The organism is Brenneria rubrifaciens, from assembly GCF_005484945.1.
In the GTDB taxonomy this organism is placed as follows: domain Bacteria; phylum Pseudomonadota; class Gammaproteobacteria; order Enterobacterales; family Enterobacteriaceae; genus Brenneria; species Brenneria rubrifaciens.
Genome location: NZ_CP034035.1, coordinates 1,022,727 through 1,044,277 on the forward strand (window position 1 = coordinate 1,022,727; position 21,551 = coordinate 1,044,277).

General features: G+C 50.5%; 19 protein-coding genes, 1 other RNA gene and 1 other annotated feature. Of the genes, 12 read left to right on the forward strand and 8 right to left on the reverse strand.

Going from position 1 to position 21,551, the window contains the following annotated elements:
* Positions 1-74: 74 nt before the first annotated feature.
* Positions 75-395: an MGMT family protein gene (locus tag EH207_RS04805; protein ID WP_137712963.1), complete on the reverse strand. Its 321-nt coding sequence runs from the start codon at positions 393-395 to the stop codon at positions 75-77.
* 184 nt (positions 396-579) lie between these two features.
* Between EH207_RS04805 and ffs the strand changes: the two genes are divergently transcribed.
* Positions 580-676: signal recognition particle sRNA small type (gene ffs, locus EH207_RS04810), an RNA gene on the forward strand.
* 360 nt (positions 677-1,036) lie between these two features.
* Here ffs and EH207_RS04815 read toward each other — a convergent pair.
* From EH207_RS04815 to EH207_RS04830, 4 genes are all read right to left on the reverse strand, one after another.
* Positions 1,037-1,240, reverse strand: coding sequence for an HHA domain-containing protein (locus EH207_RS04815; protein ID WP_009114000.1), 204 nt, complete (start codon positions 1,238-1,240; stop codon positions 1,037-1,039).
* 56 nt (positions 1,241-1,296) lie between these two features.
* Positions 1,297-1,665: an Hha toxicity modulator TomB gene (gene tomB / locus EH207_RS04820; RefSeq protein ID WP_137712964.1), complete on the reverse strand. Its 369-nt coding sequence runs from the start codon at positions 1,663-1,665 to the stop codon at positions 1,297-1,299.
* An 869-nt stretch (positions 1,666-2,534) separates the two neighbouring features.
* Positions 2,535-5,681, reverse strand: a complete 3,147-nt coding sequence (locus EH207_RS04825) for an efflux RND transporter permease subunit (protein WP_137712965.1) — start codon at positions 5,679-5,681, stop codon at positions 2,535-2,537.
* 16 nt (positions 5,682-5,697) lie between these two features.
* Positions 5,698-6,891: an efflux RND transporter periplasmic adaptor subunit gene (locus EH207_RS04830; protein ID WP_137712966.1), complete on the reverse strand. Its 1,194-nt coding sequence runs from the start codon at positions 6,889-6,891 to the stop codon at positions 5,698-5,700.
* Positions 6,892-7,032: 141 nt separating this feature from the next.
* On the opposite strand from EH207_RS04830, the gene acrR reads away from it, so the two are divergent.
* Complete coding sequence (gene acrR, locus EH207_RS04835; protein ID WP_137712967.1) at positions 7,033-7,671, forward strand: multidrug efflux transporter transcriptional repressor AcrR; 639 nt, start codon at positions 7,033-7,035, stop codon at positions 7,669-7,671.
* A gap of 82 nt (positions 7,672-7,753) precedes the next feature.
* Here acrR and rsmS read toward each other — a convergent pair whose 3' ends face one another.
* Both rsmS and priC read right to left on the reverse strand, forming a co-directional pair.
* Entirely contained in the window at positions 7,754-7,918 is a 165-nt protein-coding gene (gene rsmS / locus EH207_RS04840; RefSeq protein WP_137712968.1) for a pleiotropic regulatory protein RsmS, read from the reverse strand.
* Between the two features lie 68 nt (positions 7,919-7,986).
* Positions 7,987-8,523, reverse strand: coding sequence for a primosomal replication protein PriC (priC, locus tag EH207_RS04845; protein ID WP_137715264.1), 537 nt, complete (start codon positions 8,521-8,523; stop codon positions 7,987-7,989).
* 163 nt (positions 8,524-8,686) lie between these two features.
* On the opposite strand from priC, the gene EH207_RS04850 reads away from it, so the two are divergent.
* The 8 genes from EH207_RS04850 to hemH all read left to right on the forward strand — a co-directional run bounded on the left by EH207_RS04850 (position 8,687) and on the right by hemH (position 17,158).
* The gene (locus EH207_RS04850) at positions 8,687-9,079 is read left to right on the forward strand and encodes a DUF454 family protein (protein ID WP_137715265.1); all 393 of its coding nucleotides are present in this window, start codon (positions 8,687-8,689) and stop codon (positions 9,077-9,079) included.
* A 176-nt stretch (positions 9,080-9,255) separates the two neighbouring features.
* Positions 9,256-9,804 (forward strand): adenine phosphoribosyltransferase, encoded by a 549-nt coding sequence (apt, locus tag EH207_RS04855; RefSeq protein ID WP_137712969.1) that lies wholly within the window; start codon positions 9,256-9,258, stop codon positions 9,802-9,804.
* Between the two features lie 74 nt (positions 9,805-9,878).
* Positions 9,879-11,945, forward strand: a complete 2,067-nt coding sequence (gene dnaX / locus EH207_RS04860) for a DNA polymerase III subunit gamma/tau (RefSeq protein ID WP_137712970.1) — start codon at positions 9,879-9,881, stop codon at positions 11,943-11,945.
* Positions 11,275-11,339: a sequence feature (DnaX frameshifting element), on the forward strand. Its footprint overlaps the gene before it by 65 nt.
* A 40-nt stretch (positions 11,946-11,985) precedes the next feature.
* The gene (locus EH207_RS04865) at positions 11,986-12,315 is read left to right on the forward strand and encodes a YbaB/EbfC family nucleoid-associated protein (protein WP_132452506.1); all 330 of its coding nucleotides are present in this window, start codon (positions 11,986-11,988) and stop codon (positions 12,313-12,315) included.
* A complete protein-coding gene (gene recR / locus EH207_RS04870; protein ID WP_137712971.1) occupies positions 12,315-12,920 on the forward strand; it encodes a recombination mediator RecR in 606 nt (201 codons plus the stop codon). The genes EH207_RS04865 and recR overlap by 1 nt, the downstream gene beginning before the upstream one ends.
* A gap of 148 nt (positions 12,921-13,068) precedes the next feature.
* Entirely contained in the window at positions 13,069-14,949 is a 1,881-nt protein-coding gene (gene htpG / locus EH207_RS04875; RefSeq protein WP_175413722.1) for a molecular chaperone HtpG, read from the forward strand.
* Positions 14,950-15,244: 295 nt separating this feature from the next.
* Positions 15,245-15,889 carry an adenylate kinase gene (adk, locus tag EH207_RS04880; protein ID WP_137712973.1) on the forward strand — a complete coding sequence of 215 codons (645 nt, stop codon included), beginning with the start codon at positions 15,245-15,247 and terminating at the stop codon, positions 15,887-15,889.
* A 306-nt stretch (positions 15,890-16,195) separates the two neighbouring features.
* Positions 16,196-17,158, forward strand: coding sequence for a ferrochelatase (gene hemH / locus EH207_RS04885; RefSeq protein WP_137715266.1), 963 nt, complete (start codon positions 16,196-16,198; stop codon positions 17,156-17,158).
* An 86-nt stretch (positions 17,159-17,244) separates the two neighbouring features.
* Here hemH and ybaL read toward each other — a convergent pair whose 3' ends face one another.
* Positions 17,245-18,930 (reverse strand): YbaL family putative K(+) efflux transporter, encoded by a 1,686-nt coding sequence (gene ybaL, locus EH207_RS04890; RefSeq protein ID WP_137712974.1) that lies wholly within the window; start codon positions 18,928-18,930, stop codon positions 17,245-17,247.
* Between the two features lie 687 nt (positions 18,931-19,617).
* On the opposite strand from ybaL, the gene ushA reads away from it, so the two are divergent.
* A complete protein-coding gene (gene ushA, locus EH207_RS04895; RefSeq protein ID WP_137712975.1) occupies positions 19,618-21,270 on the forward strand; it encodes a bifunctional UDP-sugar hydrolase/5'-nucleotidase UshA in 1,653 nt (550 codons plus the stop codon).
* A gap of 110 nt (positions 21,271-21,380) precedes the next feature.
* A complete protein-coding gene (locus EH207_RS18090; protein WP_175413641.1) occupies positions 21,381-21,530 on the forward strand; it encodes a hypothetical protein in 150 nt (49 codons plus the stop codon).
* Positions 21,531-21,551 lie beyond the last annotated feature (21 nt).

Here is a 21,551-nt window from a genome sequence, read left to right on the forward strand (position 1 = left end):
CCATGACATCGCCGATGGCGCTTTCACAACCCCGCAAAATCGAGTCGGTAAACTGTCGGAGCAGTACGCACTGGCTACGGTGCGTACTGCCACCGGAAGCGATGTAGATCGATCTTGCCTGAGCGGTCAAAAACAATTCCTTCTGCCAGCAGCGCGGTTTTCTGGCGCTGATAGTCTTCGCCAATAAGTGATATTTCACCTTTACGGTTAATCACCCGGTGCCAGGGAAGCTTGCTGCCTTCAGGTAAACGCTTTAATACGCCGCCAACTTGTCTGGAGGCACGAGGTGAGCCAGCCAACATGGCTACTTCTCCATAGGTAGTTACTTTGCCATAAGGGATAGCAGCCACTATCTGAAAAATACGTTGGCGAAAATTGTCGTTCTCTCCTGTCATTGACGCGTCCTTTCTTATATGTCTGGTTCAATAACAAAAAAAAGTAAAGTGACATACCGGCATGAGTAAGAAAACAACGGTTAGCAGGTGTTAGCTTGCAATTGGCCACCCCATCACCGATAATGCCCGTCGCTCCTTAGCGAGATAGTGCAATATCTTGTCATTGAGTCGTCAATGGGGGCCCTGTCGGTTCTCCCGCAACATTAACCTGTGGACTCGGTCAGGTCTGGAAGGAAGCAGCCGCAGCAGGAGACGTGTGTGCCGGGATGTAGCTGGCAGGGCCTCCACCAATTTATCCCCGAATTGATTTTCATTCTTGTTCAAAAAGTTTTTCCTGCATCAAAATGATGTTTTCTCATTTCTCTTTTCAGGGAATAAGATATCTTGGAATCGATCGGCTATATAAAAATAACTTTAGTTATTGCTTGGGATATCAATGAAATTGGTAAAAATGATTAGCGATTATGATGAGAATAACAATGTTTATAAAAACAGACTATTCTAATTATTTCTTTTATTGGAAATATATTTTGTTACATGTCTTGCTTTGTTAATGCGTCAGAAAAATAAAAGCAATGGCCGATAAGGTGTTATCGGCGCAATGTATTTATATCAACGTTGGTATACTTTGCGTCTAAGAATTAACGGACGTATTTCCATACAGCGGTGGGAACTTTGTCATAAAGCTTGTTCATCGTCAGTTCTGCCAGACGGTGGTCCGCTGCGGAATAGAACATCTCCAACTCATCATTGGAGAGTTCATACTTGTTTTTCTCAATAACGCGTTCAAGCGTGTCAATGGTTGTGCATTTACGTAAACGCATCAAATAGTCGATTTTTTTCATAATGGCCTTTATGCAAACAGTACCTGGTGGTTTATAAATATAAGATAAATTATTGCTTAAGTTTTAGCAGGCGTACAGATGTTCTCTTCTGAGAACATTCCGAATAATTCAGCTTTAGATTTCTGCCAAAGACGTAGTTCAGCGTCATTGATTCCGTAGTTACTAAACAAAACGTAGGTGTCGTCTAAATACTTTTCAACCTGCTGGGAAAGCTCGTTTTCGTCAGGGTATTTTATTTTAAATGTGAGAATAAATGTAGCGATATGCTCAATAAGTTCATTTAATTGGATATTGATCGCAGATGTAGGGTCATTGACCCAACCGTGACTGCTATCACCTAACGTTGCAATGCTTTCGCCGCACAGATTTTCACATAAGAATCTGAGTTGGGCAATATCATAATGTTTCGGTGTGTACTCATCCATATCAATCCTCCGTTAAGCCGTTATTCCGTGTTACTGTGGTTAACATCTGGTAAACAGGTAGACTGACGAAGCGCATAGAAGATTTTATGCCATGTTTCTCATTGATGATGCCACGGTCAAAATTCGCATATCTATGATACTGACTGACAATCACAAATTAGGCAACAACGGTTACTGTACCTCTCGATATCAACAAATTCACTTTTCATGTTCATGTTAATTGTAGCTACATCATAGGGTATCTAAACCATATCATGGTGATGCAACAAATTACGTCATCTTTACTATAACTATAGCAAAAGAACCAGCAAGATTCGCGGATAATAGATAAGCTTTCTGAGGCTACTTTTCAAGATTAAATGACCAAAATTTTGTTATGGGGATAGTTAGAGAATAATCTTGATATTAGATAATTAAATTAATTCTGCCATAAAAACGATAGGGTGAAAAGCGAGCAGAATTGAGGCTGACGGTTTTATCTTGTTGTTTTTAATCGTGTTATTTAATAGTTTATAAAAAAAACTATTTTATGCATAACAGAGCTATGGTGATTATACAGGAAAAGACTTAACTTTTTATGCCATTTACGTGGCTTGACAGCGCGGATTGTTTTTTTACATAGAACGTAGATATGTCCACGGAGACGTATGAAGATACCGTCTTTAATGGCGATTTTTGCTGCATTCAGCGAGTTAAGTACCGTCTGTGAGTTTTTCCTCCTTTTATTAAAGAAAAGAAGTGTCCAAGACATTGCTGGAAGCGTGTCGTACGGCCTCTTTCGCATGAGGCTAAGGGATAAGAGTAAAAAAGGGGGATAAGAGTAAAAAAAGGCCGCATATTTGCGGCCTTTGTGAAAATTGGATTGAGTCTTAATGATGCTCTATCTTCTGCGGTTGTTCTGAGTCGTCATTCTTTTTTCCGAAACGGCGACGTATCACTACAAAGAATACCGGAACGAAGAAGATTGCCAGGACGGTAGCGGTGATCATCCCACCCATCACGCCTGTACCAACCGCGTTCTGCGCGCCTGAACCGGCACCTGAACTGATAACCAGCGGTAGTACACCGAGAATAAAGGCAAGCGATGTCATCAGGATTGGTCGTAAACGCATACGGACCGAATCCAGTGTGGCTTCAACCAGGCCTTTGCCTTCTTTCTCCATCAGGTCCTTGGCGAACTCGACTATCAGTATGGCGTTCTTCGCGGATAACCCAATGGTTGTCAGCAGACCCACCTTAAAGTAGACGTCGTTTTCGAGACCCCGCATATTGGCGGCGATTAGCGCGCCGATAATACCCAGCGGTACAACCAGCATGACGGAGAATGGGATAGACCAACTTTCATAAAGCGCAGCCAGACACAGGAAAACCACAATCAACGAAATGGCATAGATAGCGGGCGCCTGGTTACCAGACAACCGTTCCTGATAGGACATCCCCGTCCATTCGTAACCGATGCCCTGCGGCAATTTGGTCACAAACTCCTCCATTAACGCCATGGCTTCACCAGTACTCTTTCCTGGTGCGGCTTCCCCCTGAATTTGCATGGAAGGCTGTCCGTTGTAACGTTCAAGACGTGGCGAACCGTATTCCCAATGACTTTGTGTAAACGCCGAGAAGGGCACCATCTGGCCGTTACTGCCGCGGATATACCAGTTTTTGATATCATCCGGGAGCATACGGAAGGGCGCATCCGCCTGAACGTATACTTTTTTCACGCGTCCGCGGTCGATAAAGTCATTCACGTAACTGCCACCAAGCGCTGTCGCCAATGTCGCATTAATATTCGACAAGGAAACCCCAAGCGCCTCTGCTTTTTCCTGATCGATATCGAGACGGAATTGTGGTGAATCTTCCATCCCGTTAGGGCGAACCTGAACCAACATGTCAGGACGCTGAGCCGCCATACCCAAGAGCTGGTTACGGGCCTCGGTCAATTTTTCGTGTCCCAGGTTAGCCTGATCAATAAGCTGGAAGTCAAAGCCGGTAGCCGTACCCAGTTCGACAATCGCAGGAACGTTGGCGGCGATCACGATGCCTTCTTTAATTTTGCTGAACGCGGCGTTTGCTCGTTGGGCGATAGCGGTAACTTTATTTTCACTACCACTACGCTCACTCCAGTCACTTAAGCTGGCGAATGCCAGCCCTGCGTTCTGGCCGCGACCGGCAAAACCGAAACCAGCAACGGTAAATACTGATTTGACGTTGTTTTTTTCATTCTCCATATAGTACCGGGTCATTGTATCCAAGACTTTCTGGGTGTTTTCCTGCGAGGCGCCGGCAGGCAACTGCACAATGTTCAGCAGAACCCCCTGATCCTCCTCTGGCAGAAAGGAGCTTGGCAAACGAAGGAACAGGAACGCCAGACCCACGACGATCAGTAGATAGATAACGAGATAGCGGCCTGTGCTGCGCAGAATATTCGCAATGCTATCGGTATAGTGACTTGTGCTCTTTTCGAAAAGATTGTTAAACCAGCCGAAAAAGCCTGTTTTATTACCATGACCGCCCTTAGCGATAGGTTTCAACAATGTTGCACAAAGCGCTGGTGTTAAAATCAATGCCACCAGTACGGACAAAACCATTGCGGAAACAATGGTGATAGAGAACTGCCGGTAGATAGCACCGGTAGAACCGCCCGTAAACGCCATCGGCACGAATACCGCGGACAGAACCAGCGCGATACCCACTAGGGCGCCCTGAATCTGTTCCATTGAGCGTTTCGTCGCTTCTTTGGGGGATAAGCCTTCCTCCTCCATAACGCGCTCGACGTTTTCCACCACGACGATGGCGTCATCCACCAGAAGCCCGATCGCCAGAACCATCGCAAACATGGTCAATGTATTAATGGAATAACCAAAAGCAGAAAGAATGGCGAATGTACCCAACAAAACGACGGGCACGGCAATCGTTGGGATCAGCGTGGCACGAAAGTTCTGCAAGAACAGGTACATAACCAGGAACACCAGTACGATGGCTTCCACCAGCGTTTTAACCACTTCATTAATGGAAATTTTTACAAACGGCGTCGTATCATACGGATAAACTACTTTCATCCCGTCAGGGAAGAATTCCTCTAATTGGGTTAGCTCGGCTTTTACCGCTGTCGCTGTATCCAACGCGTTTGCACCGGTTGCCAGTTTAATCCCGATACCTGATGCCGGCTGGCCGTTGAAACGCGCAATCAGATCATAGCTTTCGGCACCAAGTTCGACTCGCGCCACATCCTTCAGGCGAACCTGCGATCCGTCTGGATTAACTTTCAAAAGGATCTTGGCAAATTCTTCCGGTGAATTAAGACGTGTTTGCGCAATGATCGACGCGTTCAACTGTTGACCGGGTACGGGTGGAGCCCCCCCCAACTGTCCCGCCGCTATCTGATTGTTCTGTACAGTAATTGCTGAGGTGACGTCACCTGTTGTCAACTGATAGTTATTCAGTTTGTTAGGATCAAGCCAGATACGCATCGCATACTGCGCACCGAACAGCTGCGCGTCACCGACACCGGAGATACGACTGATCGGATCTTTAATGTTGGCCGCGACGTAGTCAGCGATATCCTGCTGGGTCAACTTACCGTCTTCGCTGATGAAACCGATAACCATCAGGAAGCTGCTGCTGGATTTCTGTACGTTAACCCCTTGTTGCTGAACTTCCTGTGGCAGCAACGGCATTGCCAGTTGCAATTTGTTCTGGACCTGAACCTGTGCGATATCAGCATCGGTGCCGGCATCAAAGGTCAGCGTAATTTGCACCGTACCCGATGAGTCACTGCTTGATGACATATACATCAGGTTATCTATACCGTTCATGTTCTGTTCGATAACCTGCGTCACTGAGTCTTGCAACGTCGAAGCATCAGCCCCCGGATAAGTTGCCGTAATTTCAATCGCTGGCGGCGCAATGGTCGGGTACTGGGCGATAGGCAATTTTACAATCGCTAAAAGCCCTGCCAACATCACCATTATGGCGAGTACCCATGCGAAAATGGGACGATCTATAAAAAACTTAGCCATGAATTACCGGCTCCTGTTAAGACTTCGCGGGTTCAGCCGATGCATTCTGCGGCTGCTCGTTAGCTTGAGCGACTTCTTTTGCCTTCACTTGCACGCCGGGTCTGATTTTTTGCAGGCCCGTCACAATAACGCGATCGCCATCTTTTAAACCGTCGGTAACCAGCCATTTATCGCCAATTGCCTTGGAAGTGGTGAGCGTGCGTGTCTCAACTTTGTCGCCTTCACCGACTACCAGCGCCGTTGCTTCACCGCGGGGATCGCGGGTAATTCCCTGTTGGGGAACCAACAGCGCGTTATTGTTCACGCCGGCTTCAAGACGCGCGCGTACAAACATACCGGGAAGAAGGTCGTGTTGAGGGTTAGGGAAAATGGCCCGTAAGGTGATGGAGCCTGTAGTTTCATCGACGGTCACATCGGAAAACTCCAGCGTGCCGGGATGAGCATATTCTGAGCCATTTTCCAGCAGCAGACGAACGGTCGCTTTACCTTCAACCTGTTTTAGCGTGCCGTTGTTCAGATCTTTTTTTAGCTGCAGAAAATCATTACTGGATTGTGTAACATCCACATAAATCGGATCAAGTTGTTGTACGGTGGTTAACGCGGTGGTTTGACCGGTAGAAACCAGCGCCCCTTCTGTTACCGTTGATTTACCTGTGCGACCGGATATTGGCGCACTCACTTTGGTATAGGCGAGATTGATTTTCGCCGTATCTACCGTCGCCTTCGCAGCCTGAACGGTGGCATCGGCTTGGCGGGATGTTGCAACAGCCTGGTCGTAATCCTGTTTACTGATGTAATTGGTTCCCAGTAGTGGTTTGTAACGATTAACGGTTAAACGAGCAATTTCGGCACTGGCCTGCGCCTGTGCTAATGAGCCTTTGGCACTGTTATAATCGGCTTCATACGTCGCGGGATCGATCTGATATAACGATACGCCAGCCTGAACGTCACTCCCTTCGACAAAGTTGCGTTTCAGAATAATACCGCCGACCTGAGGACGGACTTCTGCAATGCGGTAAGCGTTTGTACGGCCAGGCAACTCAGTCGTGACATTCAATGACTGCGTTTTCAATGTCACAATACCCACTTCAGGAGCCTGCTGTTGCGCACCAGCTTGCTGATTTTCACTGTTATCACATCCTGCGAGAATTAAGCCGCCAGAAAGCATCAGAACTGCCGCCAGAGGCGTTAGCCCTCTGTTTTTGTTCATAGATAAACCTCAAGTGTCCGATTTGAAATTGACCAATGGATCACAAGCTTAAAACCCATTGCTGCGATAGTTTTATGTTCATGCTATGTTACATACATACTAGAATGTATGTAAATCACACATTCCTTCAAATACAGCGATATGGCACGAAAAACCAAACAACAAGCCCAGGAAACCCGACAACAGATATTAGATGCAGCGTTGAGAGTGTTCTCAGAGCATGGTGTGTCCGCTACATCACTATCCGATATCGCGACTGCCGCTGGCGTGACCCGGGGTGCTATTTACTGGCATTTTAAAAATAAAGCTGAATTATTTGATGAAATATGGGCTCTGGCAGAGTCAAGAATCAGAGATTTTGAGATAGAGTATCAGACAAAATTCCCCGATGATCCACTCCGGGCTATGCGTGAATTATTGATTCATATGTTGCGTTTAACCGTTAATGATCCCCTGTGGCGTTCAATAATGGAGATTGTCTTTCATAAATGTGAGTTTGTCGGCGAAATATTACAATCTTATAACGCACGCAAGGCGCTTTACCTCTCCTGTTATATCGATATTGAAGACAGCCTGACTGAGTGTATTCGTGTGGGAACGCTGCCAACGGATATTCATCCTCGCCGTGCCGCCGTCGCTATGCGCGCTTATTTCTCAGGTATTATGGATAACTGGTTGTTCATGCCCGAAAGTTTCGATCTTGAGCAGGATGCGCCGGCGCTGACAGACGCATTTATTGACATGCTTCGCTTCAGTACCGCGCTGCGCCAGCCGGTTTGAACAAACGGTACTGAGATAATAGGTTGTTTATGTCGGTAGGCCGCTATAGTGTGCGTTTGTCCCTGCCTTATCTTATGGCGGACTACATTTCGGTAATTTTTTCTTCCTGCCGCGCTTTCTTTTGAAAGTCTTTACGAACAATTTCAAGTGCGTCCAGTGCAAGCTGCGGTTCGATTTGATTCTCTTCCAATAACATGATCAGATCGACGGCCAATTTGATCTCCGGGGTGGCATTTTCCAGCGACATGACGAATTCACCTCCGTATTCAGCATTGGTTATTTCAGATATAGCAGAAAGACCCTGTAATTCACAGATTACAGCCCTTGTTCATTACGTTCTATTAAACGCTCCAGCCGGGAGAGCGCCTGCCTACAGCGTGATAACCGACCCTCCAGCGCAGCCAGTTCTTTTTGCAACCGCTGCTGTTCACTGAATAGCGGTTGTGTACTTAATTGGCTTTCTCTGTCCTGGATCATCGAGCGCAGGCGGCGTTCGTAACCTTGATGCTCCACCAGTTTATGATAGAGGTCATCCGCGGTCGTTACCATCGGCTGTTCCTGATGCCGTAAAGCCTGAGTAGCCAACTCGCGTTGAAGTGCGGTAATTTGCCTAACCAGTTTTTCAGCCATGAAGCCGACCCGATCCGTGTGCTGTTCGACCGCCAGTTGCCGGATTAGATGTAAATTCTGGCTGACTTCCGCGAAATAATCTCTCAGGCGTGTGCTATAGCTGCTGAATAACTGACGATCAAAACGCGACTGCGCAACGGGTTTATCCGCTATTGGCTCGATTTCTCTCGCCAGCGTTGCAAGTTGTTGTTCTAGAATCCGCAGCAATTCATGAGTATTCACATAAGTCCCCTGGGCCAGACGAATAGTCCACAGCTTGCCTGCAATGATAGGTCGGTACAAGTCGCTGCCATTAACCGGAATGAGGATATCTTAACTAACCAGCAGCAAAAGTTGGTGTTAAAGTGTGATTGTCATAGCGGATGTTTAGAATAAAAGGGTGAATATGTATCGTGTGGCGCTGATAATACTGGGGTGGATCGCGGTGGTGTTGGCAACGCTTGGCGTTGTGCTGCCCTTATTACCGACCACGCCGTTTCTATTATTGGCGGCGTGGTGTTTTGCCCGTTCGTCGCCGCGCTTTCATTATTGGCTTCTTCACCGTTCGTGGTTCGGCGGTTATTTGCGTCATTGGCAGAAATACCGGGCGTTACCGCCGGGAGCAAAATGGAAGGCGGTTGCCGTTATTTTATTGACGTTTGCGCTCTCGCTGTGGCTGGTTAAACTGAATTGGGTAAGAGTCTTGCTACTGGTGATTCTGGTAATTTTGCTGACCTTTATGCTGCGTTTGCCGGTTATTGACCCGGAACAACAAAAAATTTCCGGGAGAAATTTTTAACGCAGTTCGGAAGGTTGCTTTTATTTGCCAGTTTGACTAGATTTGACCGTTTTCGGGCGCGGGCCGCCATTTCCTTTTTTTGCAGCAACTTTGCCATTTCATCGAAAGAAAGATGAGGGGCGCAAAGGAGTGTGGACCGGTATTAGTATGATCAGAACGTTTTATCAGGCACAGATATGATGACAGCACAGCAGCCAGAATTGATTAAAAACAGTATCAAAAGCATTCCCGACTATCCGAAAACGGGGATTCTGTTCCGTGATATCACCAGCCTGCTGGAAGAACCCGCAGCCTATGCTGCCAGCATTGAGATGCTGGCCGATCGCTACCGCGGAGCCGGTATAACCAAAGTCGTGGGAACGGAAGCGCGAGGTTTTCTGTTTGGCGCGCCAGTGGCGTTGGCTTTGGGCGTCGGATTTGTTCCTGTTCGCAAACCAGGTAAATTACCCCGTCCGACGATCAACGAGAGCTACGAACTGGAGTACGGTTTTGACATGCTGGAAATTCACGCAGATGCCATCAGTGCGACAGATAACGTATTGGTTATAGACGATCTGCTGGCGACTGGCGGAACGATTGAAGCAACGGTGAAACTGGTCCGCCGTTTGGGTGGCAACGTCATCCACGCCGCCTTTGTGATCAACCTGTTCGATCTGGGCGGTAAGCAGCGTCTGGAAGCGATGGGCGTGAAATGCTACAGCCTGGTTGACTTCCCCGGACATTGATTATATCGGCCTCGCCGTTAACGGCGCGGCTGTGTTAGCATGACCTCCTCAATAACTCAACTGTTGCGATATTGATGAGCTATCAGGTTCTTGCCCGTAAGTGGCGACCCCAAACTTTTGCCAATGTCGTCGGCCAGGAGCATGTCCTGACCGCGTTGGCCAATGGGCTTTCTTTAGGCAGAATTCATCATGCCTATTTGTTTTCCGGTACGCGCGGCGTTGGGAAAACCACTATCGCGCGTTTACTGGCGAAAGGGCTGAACTGCGAGCAGGGCGTAACCGCGACCCCGTGTGGACAATGTGAGAACTGCCGTGAAATCGAGCAGGGTCGTTTTGTCGATTTAATCGAAATCGATGCTGCTTCCCGCACCAAGGTTGAAGACACCCGCGAACTTCTGGATAACGTGCAGTATGCGCCAGCGCGCGGACGCTTCAAGGTGTACCTGATCGATGAAGTCCATATGTTGTCCCGGCACAGTTTCAACGCGCTGTTGAAAACGCTTGAAGAGCCGCCGCCGCACGTCAAATTCCTGCTGGCCACTACCGATCCGCAAAAGCTGCCTGTGACAATTTTGTCACGCTGCCTGCAATTCCATTTGAAAGCGCTGGATGTGGAACAGATCCGGGCGCATCTGGAATTGGTGTTGCAGGCGGAACAACTGGCAAGTGAGCCTCGGGCGTTACAATTGCTGGCGCGAGCCGCCGATGGCAGCCTGCGTGATGCGTTGAGCCTGACTGATCAGGCGATTGCCATGGGACAAGGTCAGGTGACGACAGAATCCGTTAGTCGGATGCTGGGAACGCTGGATGACGAGCAGCCGTTGGCGATTGTCGAAGCACTGGTGCATGCCGATGGCGCGCATGTCATGTCCCTGCTCGATCAGGCGGCGGCGCGAGGTGTTGACTGGGAAGCGCTGCTGGTGGAAACCCTGACGTTGCTGCATCGCATTGCGATGGTGCAACTGTTGCCGACCGCACTGAGCCCCGATTACGCAGCAGTTGAAGCTCGTTTGCGGGATTTGGCGCGAACCTTGCCGCCTGCGGATGTGCAGCTCTACTACCAGACGCTGCTGATTGGACGCAAAGAACTGCCTTATGCGCCGGATCGTCGCATGGGCGTGGAAATGACGTTATTGCGGGCGCTGGCATTCCATCCGCAACAGATAATCGAAGCGCCGATTCCACCAACCGTGACCGCACGCCGCGAAAATACAAGGCCATCAGATCCACCATCCCCGGCGCCGACCGGTAATAGCTCCGTGCCTCAGAGCAATGCGTCACAGGATAATACGTCCGTGTCCTCTTATCCGGCGGATATACCTGTACCGCCCGCCGACTATGCACCAGAACCCTCTGCGGCGACCGGGTATGCGGCATCTGCGTCGACCACAGAGCCAGATAGCCATGTTGACAGCGGACTTTCTGATGCCACCTCGCAACTGCTCCAGGCGCGTAGCCAGCTTTTGCGCAAGCGGGGGACAACCCCGCCAAAAAAGGCTGAACCGGCAGCGTTAGAGAAAACGCGGCCGGCGACCTCGGCGCTTGAGCGGTTAGCCTCGGTGACCGAGCGCAGCATACAACGGCAAAATGAAAAAAAACCGTCTTCTGTCGTCGGCAAAAAGCCGGAAGCTTATCGCTGGCGGGCGCAGAACAAAGCTGAGGACGTAAAAGCGGATGTCACCACGCCGAAAGCGTTGCGGTCGGCGCTGGAGCATGAAAAAACGCCTGAGTTGGCGGCGCGTCTGACGGAAGAATCACTGTCGCGTGACAAGTGGGCGGCGGAAATTAATCGCCTGGCGTTACCAAAACTGGTACAACAACTGGCATTAAATGCATTCAGGGAAATTTCCGAAGCAGGTAAAATACATCTGCATCTGCGTTCATCTCAGCGTCACCTGAATTCGCCAGCGGCGCAGGAAACGCTGACGGAAGCGCTGACGGCACACTATGGTCATCAGATAGAACTGTTGGTCACGGAAGATGATAATCCTGCGGTGCTGACGCCGCTGGAGTGGCGTCAGGCGATTTATGAGGAAAAGCTGGCGCAGGCGCGCCATTCTATTCTTACGGATAATACGATCCAAACGCTGCGGCGTTTCTTTGATGCGGAACTGGACGAAGAAAGTATCCGCCCTGTTTAACCGCTGCGAGTGCGCAGCCCGAAGTGATAGAGAGAAAACTATGTTTGGTAAAGGTGGAATTGGCAATCTGATGAAACAGGCCCAGCAGATGCAGGAAAAAATGCAGCAGATGCAGGAAGAGATTGCGAATCTGGAAGTCACTGGAGAATCGGGCGCGGGTCTGGTGAAGATCACGATTAATGGTGCGCATAATTGCCGTCGTGTTGAGATCGATCCCAGCCTGATGGAAGACGATAAAGAAATGCTGGAAGATTTGATCGCGGCGGCATTCAACGATGCAGCCCGTCGTATCGCCGAAACACAGAAAGAAAAAATGGCTTCTGTTTCCAGCGGGATGCAATTGCCGCCAGGCTTTAAGATGCCGTTCTGATGCAAACCAGTCCGCTTCTTGAAGCACTGATGGAGGCGTTGCGCTGTTTGCCGGGCGTTGGGCCGAAGTCGGCGCAACGTATGGCGTTTCATCTGTTGCAGCGTAATCGTAGCGGGGGCATGCGCATGGCGCAGGCGCTGACCCGCGCCATGTCGGAAATCGGCCACTGTGCCGATTGCCGCACATTCACTGAACAGGATGTGTGCACCATTTGCTCGAACCCGCGACGTCAGCAAAATGGTCAGATTTGCGTCGTGGAAAGCCCGGCGGATATACATGCCATCGAACAGACCGGGCAGTTTGCCGGACGTTATTTTGTGCTGATGGGGCATTTATCGCCGCTCGACGGGATTGGCCCGGATGATATTGGTCTGGGGCGACTGGAAGAGCGCCTGCAAAGCGAATCGATCAGCGAGATCATTCTGGCCACCAATCCGACGGTGGAAGGCGAAGCCACGGCTAACTATATTGCTGAGCTGTGCGCCCAATACGGTGTGATGGCCAGCCGCATCGCGCACGGCGTCCCCGTCGGGGGCGAGCTGGAAATGGTGGATGGCACCACGCTTTCCCACTCGCTTGCCGGGCGCCAGCCCTTCAGATTTTAACCCCCTGACCGGCTGTCGGCGCGCTATACCTGACAACCGGTTTATCGCTTCTTTTCGCTTGCCCTTGAAATTATCGTGGCTTATCCCCATCTCATGCTCATCGTCATCAGCCTGAATAATATTAGGATTGAGGTAAGCAACAATGAGTATGAAAGGCCAAGAAACACGTGGGTTCCAGTCGGAAGTAAAGCAACTGCTGCATTTAATGATCCATTCACTCTACTCCAACAAAGAAATCTTTCTGCGTGAACTGATCTCCAACGCGTCTGATGCGGCGGATAAATTACGTTTCCGTGCGCTGTCCAACCCTGATCTGTATGCCGGAGACGGTGAGTTGCGCGTACGCGTTTCCACCGATAGAGAAAAACGAACGCTGACGATATCTGATAACGGTATCGGTATGAGCCGTGAAGAGGTGATTGATAATCTGGGAACGATCGCCAAATCCGGTACAAAAGCCTTTCTGGAGTCGATGGGGTCCGATCAGGTTAAAGACAGCCAGTTGATTGGTCAGTTTGGTGTTGGTTTCTATTCCGCCTTTATCGTGGCGGATAAAGTTACGGTGCGCACCCGTGCGGCAGGTGCGGCAGCCGATCAGTCGGTGTACTGGGAATCGGCGGGCGAGGGCGATTACACCATCGCCGACATCACCAAAGACGACCGCGGTACGGAAATTACTTTGCATCTGCGTGAAGGTGAGGACGAATTCCTGGATGACTGGCGTGTACGCTCCATCATCAGTAAATACTCCGACCACATTGCGCTGCCGGTTGAGATTGAGTCCCGTACGGAAAGTGAAGAAGGCGGCGAATCAACCGTTAGCTGGGAAAAGATCAACAAGGCACAGGCGCTGTGGACGCGTAGCAGATCTGAGATCAGTGATGAAGAATATAACGAGTTCTACAAGCACATCGCCCACGATTTTACCGACCCGCTGAGCTGGAGCCACAACCGCGTGGAAGGTAAGCAGGAGTACACCAGCCTGCTGTATATCCCTTCCCGTGCGCCGTGGGACATGTGGAACCGCGACCACAAACACGGCTTGAAGCTGTATGTTCAGCGCGTATTCATCATGGACGACGCCGAGCAGTTTATGCCGAATTATCTGCGCTTCGTGCGCGGCCTGATTGATTCCAATGATTTACCGCTCAACGTTTCCCGCGAAATTCTACAGGACAGCCGCGTCACTCAGAATCTGCGTAACGCGCTGACCAAACGCGTATTACAGATGCTGGATAAACTGGCGAAAGATGATGCTGAAAAATATCAAACCTTCTGGCAACAGTTCGGTTTGGTGCTGAAGGAAGGCCCGGCTGAAGACGGCGGCAACCGTGAAGCGATCGCTAAACTGTTGCGCTTCGCCACAACGCAATCCGACAGTTCTGCACAGACGGTGTCGCTGGAAGAGTATGTTGGTCGAATGGTTGAAGGTCAGGATAAAATCTATTACATCACGGCTGACAGCTATGCCGCCGCGAAGAGCAGTCCGCATCTGGAACTGTTCCGCAAGAAAGGTATTGAAGTGCTGCTGCTTTCCGATCGTATCGACGAATGGATGATGAGCTACCTGACCGAGTTCGACGGCAAGTCGTTCCAGTCTGTCAGCAAGGCGGATGAAGCCCTGGATAAGCTGGCGGATGAAGAAAACGATGCGCAGAAAGAAGCGGGAAAAGCGCTGGAGCCTTTTATCGATCGTGTGAAAACCCTGCTGGGTGAACGCGTGAAAGACGTTCGTCTGACGCATCGTCTCACGGACACCCCGGCGATTGTGGTCACTGACGCCAACGAGATGAGCACGCAGATGGCAAAACTGTTTGCCGCTGCCGGACAGCAGGCGCCGGAAGTGAAATACATTTTTGAACTGAACCCGGAGCACGCGCTGGTTAAACGCGCTGCCGATGTCAGTGATGAAGCCGGGTTTGCCGAGTGGGTAGAGTTGTTGTTCGATCAGGCTTTACTGGCAGAGCGCGGCACGCTGGAAGATCCTAACCTGTTTATCCGTCGCATGAACCAGTTGCTGACGGTTTGATGTCTCCGGGACCCCGGTTCCGCCGGGGTCTCAAAACGCAGCTTATCGGGTTGACGTAATGCCGGTTTTCGTGGCCGCGTCTGACCTGATCTTCGCTTGTCTTTACCTCATCGATTATTCTCTATTCGTCTATACTCACTGTTAATGGCTGCCCCACCCTGAGGTCTGCAAAGCTTTTCACCTGCCGATAGCTTGCTGAAGCGAGTCCGTTCCTTGAGGAACCGCGCCTGGAATGGTATGGTTTATGGCTTTCAAATTTTTTTTATAAATACTATATAGCAAGGGGATTTACGCAATGCGTATTATTCTGCTGGGCGCTCCGGGCGCAGGCAAAGGTACTCAGGCCCAATTCATCATGGAAAAATATGGAATTCCGCAGATTTCTACGGGTGATATGCTGCGTGCTGCGGTAAAAGCCGGTACTGAACTGGGTAAGCAGGCTAAAGAAATCATGGACGCCGGTAAACTGGTGACAGATGAATTGGTTATTGCCCTGGTTAAAGAACGTATCGCCCAAGATGATTGCCGTAACGGTTTTCTGCTGGATGGCTTCCCGCGTACCATCCCGCAGGCAGATGCCATGAAAGACGCTGGCATCAATGTGGATTATGTGATCGAGTTTGATGTGCCGGATGAACTGATTGTCGATCGTATTGTTGGTCGTCGCGTGCACGCTGCGTCTGGTCGTGTTTATCATGTGAAATTCAATCCGCCTAAAATTGAAGGAAAGGATGACCTAACCGGCGAGGAACTGACGACGCGTAAAGACGATCAGGAAGAAACCGTGCGTAAACGTCTGGTGGAATATCATCAGCAAACTGCGCCGCTGGTGGCTTACTATCAGAAAGAAGCTGATGCGGGGAATACCCGTTATTTCAAAGTGGAAGGAACGCGCAGTGTTGCGGAAGTTCGCGCTGAACTGGAAGCGATTCTGGGCTGATCCCCCCCGGCGATAGCGATATCTTGTCAATACCTCTGATGCCAGACGACCGCCTGGCATTTTTTATGCCGCCAATCTGCGAGCTGTTGCCGTGCTATCTCGTTCGCTTTCCTCTATTGATAACATCGGTTTTAACCCTGTTATCCACGCGTATTTGTTTGCCTTTTTTTCGCTACAATAGACTTTCTGATGTTAAGCATAGGCTGGCTGGAGAGCTCGCTTGTCTATACTCAATACATTTCAGGACGCAAGAAGCCAACGCGCCTGCAACCTGAGAACTGACGGATCCATAAGGGGAAGGCTTTGATAAGAGAAGAGAAACCCGGTGTGCTGATGGTGAATTTAGGAACACCTGATGCTCCAACACCACAGGCGGTGAAGCGCTATCTGGCCGAATTCCTGAGCGATAGGCGAGTCGTGGACACGCCCCGGCTGCTATGGTGGCCGCTGTTGCGTGGCGTCATTTTGCCTTTTCGCTCTCCGCGAGTGGCAAAGCTCTATCAGTCCGTCTGGATGGAGGGGGGCTCGCCGCTGCTGGTGATAAGCCGCCGACAGCAGCAGGCGCTGGCAGCCCGTATGCTTGATATCCCTGTAGCGTTGGGGATGAGCTATGGATCGCCTAGCCTGCATTCCGCGCTGGATAAACTGTTAGCGCAGGGGGTCACGCAGTTGGTGGTGATACCAATGTATCCTCAGTATTCCTGTTCGACCACGGCGGCCGTCTGGGATGGACTGGCGACGCAATTACGCGGCTATCGGCAACTGCCCGCCATCCGCTTTATTCGTGATTACGCCGAACACGCCGCCTATATCGCCGCATTGAAATATCGAGTTGATCAGGCTTTTGCCGAACATGGTGAACCAGACCGACTGATCCTCTCGTTTCACGGTATCCCGCAGCGTTATGCCGACGAAGGCGATGATTACCCACTGCGTTGCCGCGCGACTACCAACGCGTTGATTGCGGCACTGGGATTGCCTGAAGAAAAGGTGATGATGACCTTCCAGTCGCGTTTCGGACGCGAGCCCTGGCTGACGCCTTATACGGATGAAACGATGCAGGCGTTACCTTCACAGGGGGTTAAACGTATTCAAATTATGTGTCCGGGGTTTGCCGCAGACTGTCTGGAAACGCTGGAGGAGATTCAGGAGCAGAACCGGGAGATATTCTTGCATGCGGGTGGTGAAGCATTTAACTACATCCCCGCGTTGAATGACGACCCGCTGCACATAGACCTGCTGGAGCAATTAGTCACGAAAGCGGATTAGGTGACGGGCGGTAACCGTAAAATCAAGGCGGGGATTTCCCCGCCTTGTCGTGATAAGGGGTTTTAAACCGTCATTTCTATCTGAAATCAGATAGGACATTGCGCCGGTGGCGAGGGTTCTTCATCCAATTGGAGCAGCGAGATCATGCTATTGGCTATTTCACGTTCACCCATAATGACCTGATTGGCGCCGTGCTCCGTGATGTAGCTGACTTCATCGTCATAATGCGCACGAGCGATGATCTCCAGATCTGCGCGTTTTTCCCGTGCCGCCGCCACAATTTCCCCGGCTTCATATCCGTTGGGAATGGTGAGCAACAGCCAGCGGGCACAGTCCAGACGAGCGATTTCCATGATTTCGGGTTTAGTGGCGTTACCGAGGACCGCTTTGATACCCTGCTCTCGCAGAGCATCGACACGTGAACGAGAGTTCTCAACCACAACCACTGGAACGCCAGCCTGATGCAGTTTAGCGCCAATCAGACTGCCTACGCGACCGTAGCCGACCAGCAGCGCGTGGTTGCTTAAATCGACGGGAATCTGCTTCTCCTCCTCAATCGCTTCTTCCACGATCTGCTCTTCAATGGTTTCATTTTTCGTCAGATAGCGTTCAAGCAGGGCAAAAATCAGCGGGTTGATCATGATCGAGAGGATGGCGCCGGCCAGCACCAGACTGCGTCCTTCTTCAGACATCAGACCAAGGGCGATGCCAAGACCGGCAAGAATAAAGGCGAATTCGCCGATTTGCGCCAGACTGGCGGAAATGGTCAAGGCTGTGCGCTTGGAGTGACCAAATAGCCGAACCAGAATAAAGGCCGCCGCGGACTTGCCGAACACAATGATCGCCAGGGTAACCAGGACGGATATCGGCTCATTGATAAGAATCATCGGGTCGAACAGCATTCCGACGGAAACAAAGAACAGAACCGCGAAGGCATCACGCAGAGGCAGCGTATCGTGTGCCGCTCGCTGGCTGAGTTCGGATTCATTTAGCACTACGCCTGCGAAGAATGCGCCCAGGGCAAAGGAAACATCGAACAGTTTCACCGCGCCGAAAGCGATACCCAGCGCCATGGCAAGCACTGCCAGCGTGAACAATTCGCGGGAGCCGGTGCTGGCGCTTTTCGCCAGCACCCAAGGAACCAGACGCCGACCTACAACGATCATCAGGGTGATAAAGGCGATGACCTTGCCGATGGTCCAGGCCAAATCGCGTAATAGCTTGCCGGTATCGGCATGTTCCGCGCCAATCATGTCACTAAATGCCGGCAGCAGCACCAGCGTCAGCACCATGGCCAGATCTTCGACAATCAGCCAGCCGATGGCGATTTGACCGCGTTGACTGTCAATCAGTTGTCGTTCTTCCAGCGCTCGTAGCAGAACAACGGTACTGGCGGTGGAAAGACACAGCCCGAAAACCAGACCGCTTGCCAGGTTCCAGCCAAGCATGGCGGAAAGCCCCATGCCAAGCAGCGTAGCCACGACGATTTGAGCGATGGCGCCGGGAATGGCGATGGATTTCACCGCCATCAGATCTTTTAGGGAGAAGTGTAAACCGACGCCAAACATCAAAAGGATGACGCCTAACTCAGCCAATTCCGGCGCCAGCGAGGTATCAGCGACAAATCCGGGCGTAAACGGCCCGACAAGCACACCGGCGACAAGATAGCCAACAAGGGGGGAGATGCGCAGGCGGTTAGCCAGGATACCGAGGAGGAAGGCAAGTACCAGCCCTCCGGCAATAGTAGAAATTAGAGGTGTTGCAGCATGCATCCCGACTCCTTGTGCCATGAGGTGAAACGTGAATGAGCAGACTTCTTCTGACCCTTCTGAGCTGGCGGCGCGGCCAAAATTCGGTGAGGGCGTGGCGAATGGCTTCACTCCCACCGAAATTCCCTGACGGTATCAGGCCAGTGAAATTCGTTTATTTTGTCTGGCGGTAAAGCCAGCAATTTCGGCAATATTTAAATTCTATTGTATATAGCGAAAACTTGCTTGGGTAAAAATGGTTTTTTGTGAAAAATGTTAGTTTATAAAGATAATCATAGTGTAACACAGATTTATATAGGGTTTCTCCTGATAAGCATTGATAATCATGTGTAATTATTTTTATAAAGCCGGTTTCTTAGTGGATTTCCCTACTGTTTTTTCCGTGAGCCCGATAAAGTCATGCCATCTGCGGGTTGGAATCGAGGGAAAAGAGGGAATAAAGAGCATGAAAAAGGATTATTCCGATGAACCATCCATATTAGGCAAAATTCATGGCAGCACGAAGATAATCCGCCAGAGCTGACCACTGGAAGGGCGGGTGAGTGTACCTAGTGAGAAACCTCTATTGGAGAATGCCTGCCGCTGCTTTGGCGGGTAATGACAAGTATTGTTCATCTCTCTGTGCTAGCCTGATTAGCGAGATTTTTCTATCCACATGAATTGGGTATTTAAAATAAACGGAGTTTAATCATGCATTTTTCAGTAAAAATACTGGGCTGCGCGGTTGCGGCATCGCTGGCGCTGACCTCTGCGTACGCAATGGCTTGGGAAAAAGACAAAACCTATGCCATCACGATATTGCATACAAACGATCACCACGGTCACTTCTGGCAAAATAAGTATGGTGAGTATGGTCTGGCGGCACAAAAAACATTGGTCGATCAAATTCGACAGGAAGTCGCCAGCCAGGGCGGTAGCGTTTTGTTGCTATCCGGCGGTGATATCAACACCGGCGTGCCTGAATCAGATTTACAGGATGCCGAGCCTGATTTTCGTGGCATGAGCATGGTGGGCTACGACGCGATGGCGCTGGGTAATCATGAGTTTGACAACCCGCTTTCGGTGCTGCGTCAGCAGGAAAAGTGGGCGAAATTTCCGCTGCTTTCCGCCAACGTTTATCAAACCAGCACGAATAAACGGCTGTTCAAGCCTTATTCCCTGTTTGATGAAAAGGGCGTGAAAGTTGCCGTTATCGGCCTGACAACCGACGATACCGCCAAACTGGGCAATCCTGAGTATTTATCGGATATCGAATTCCGTAAGCCGGCTACCGAAGCCAGGCTGGTGGTAGAGCAATTGCGCAAGACGGAAAAACCGGATGTGATCATTGCGGCGACGCACATGGGCCATTATGACGACGGTAGACACGGCTCAAACGCGCCGGGCGATGTCGAAATGGCGCGTAGCCTGCCGGCGGGCTATCTGGACATGATTGTCGGCGGGCATTCGCAAGACCCGGTTTGCATGGCCGGCAAAAATAAAAAACAGGTGGATTACGTGCCGGGCACGCCTTGCGCCCCGGATCGTCAAAACGGCACCTGGATTGTTCAGGCGCATGAATGGGGTAAGTATGTCGGACGCGCGGATTTCACTTTCCGTAATGGCGAATTGAAACTGGCGCGCTACCGGCTTATTCCGGTCAACCTCAAGAAGAATGTTGAGGAAGCAGACGGCAAAAGTGAACGCGTTTACTACACACAGGAAATCGCACAGGACCCGGCGGTGCTGAAAATGCTGACCCCGTTCCAGGAAAAAGGTCACGCACAATTAGATGTGAAAGTCGGCAGCGTCAACGGGAAACTGGAAGGGGATCGCAGTCAGGTGCGTTTTCGCCAGACCAATCTGGCGCGGGTGCTGTTGTCGGCCCAGCTTGAACGCGCGAACGCGGACTTTGCGGTAATGAGCGGCGGCGGCGTGCGTGATTCCATTGAATCCGGCGACATTACCTATAAAAATGTGCTGCAAGTGCAGCCTTTTGCCAACACGCTGGTTTATGTGGATATGACAGGCAGCGAAGTGGAAAAATATCTGGCCGTGGTCGCCAATAAACAGGTCGATTCCGGGGCGTATGCGCAGTTCCTTAACGTCAGCCTGATTGCGGATGGAGAGGGTGTGCAGGACATTAAAATTAAAGGTGAACCGTTGGACGCGGACAAAGTCTATCGCATGTCCACGCTGAGTTTTAACGCCACGGGTGGGGATGACTATCCGCGTATTGATAATCTGCCTGGCTATGTGAATACGGGTTTTATCGATGCTGAAGTTTTAAAACAATACATCGGAAAACACTCGCCGCTGGATGCGGCGGCCTATGAGCCTAAAGGCGAGATGGTTTATAAATAGGCGCTGAACCAAGACAGACCGCAGGTGATACGGTCTGTCTCAGATTGCTGACGAACCCCACGTTTTTTCGTGGGGTTCTCTGTCACTAGTCCACGGAACCGCGCATAACGATGATCGAAAACGGCAATTATTTTCTGCATCACGCCTATTCCATTCTGCGTAGCGCGGAGGATGCGATGACGGCGCCGCTTACAGACAATCACATCACCGCGACGCTGGCTATCCGCGAATATTTTCTCAACGCGTTATTAACGCCGTAACTGAATCTCTCACGGCGCTGA

Coding starts and splice junctions, on each gene's coding strand:
- acrR (WP_137712967.1), top strand. CDS start 7,033: ATGGCACGAAAAACCAAACAACAAGCCCAGGAAACCCGACAACAGATA.
- EH207_RS04805 (WP_137712963.1), bottom strand. CDS start 395: ATGACAGGAGAGAACGACAATTTTCGCCAACGTATTTTTCAGATAGTG.
- EH207_RS04850 (WP_137715265.1), top strand. CDS start 8,687: ATGTATCGTGTGGCGCTGATAATACTGGGGTGGATCGCGGTGGTGTTG.
- EH207_RS04830 (WP_137712966.1), bottom strand. CDS start 6,891: ATGAACAAAAACAGAGGGCTAACGCCTCTGGCGGCAGTTCTGATGCTT.
- apt (WP_137712969.1), top strand. CDS start 9,256: ATGATGACAGCACAGCAGCCAGAATTGATTAAAAACAGTATCAAAAGC.
- ushA (WP_137712975.1), top strand. CDS start 19,618: ATGCATTTTTCAGTAAAAATACTGGGCTGCGCGGTTGCGGCATCGCTG.
- tomB (WP_137712964.1), bottom strand. CDS start 1,665: ATGGATGAGTACACACCGAAACATTATGATATTGCCCAACTCAGATTC.
- EH207_RS04865 (WP_132452506.1), top strand. CDS start 11,986: ATGTTTGGTAAAGGTGGAATTGGCAATCTGATGAAACAGGCCCAGCAG.
- htpG (WP_175413722.1), top strand. CDS start 13,069: ATGAAAGGCCAAGAAACACGTGGGTTCCAGTCGGAAGTAAAGCAACTG.
- ybaL (WP_137712974.1), bottom strand. CDS start 18,930: ATGCATGCTGCAACACCTCTAATTTCTACTATTGCCGGAGGGCTGGTA.
- EH207_RS18090 (WP_175413641.1), top strand. CDS start 21,381: ATGATCGAAAACGGCAATTATTTTCTGCATCACGCCTATTCCATTCTG.
- EH207_RS04815 (WP_009114000.1), bottom strand. CDS start 1,240: ATGAAAAAAATCGACTATTTGATGCGTTTACGTAAATGCACAACCATT.
- recR (WP_137712971.1), top strand. CDS start 12,315: ATGCAAACCAGTCCGCTTCTTGAAGCACTGATGGAGGCGTTGCGCTGT.
- rsmS (WP_137712968.1), bottom strand. CDS start 7,918: ATGTCGCTGGAAAATGCCACCCCGGAGATCAAATTGGCCGTCGATCTG.
- adk (WP_137712973.1), top strand. CDS start 15,245: ATGCGTATTATTCTGCTGGGCGCTCCGGGCGCAGGCAAAGGTACTCAG.
- EH207_RS04825 (WP_137712965.1), bottom strand. CDS start 5,681: ATGGCTAAGTTTTTTATAGATCGTCCCATTTTCGCATGGGTACTCGCC.
- dnaX (WP_137712970.1), top strand. CDS start 9,879: ATGAGCTATCAGGTTCTTGCCCGTAAGTGGCGACCCCAAACTTTTGCC.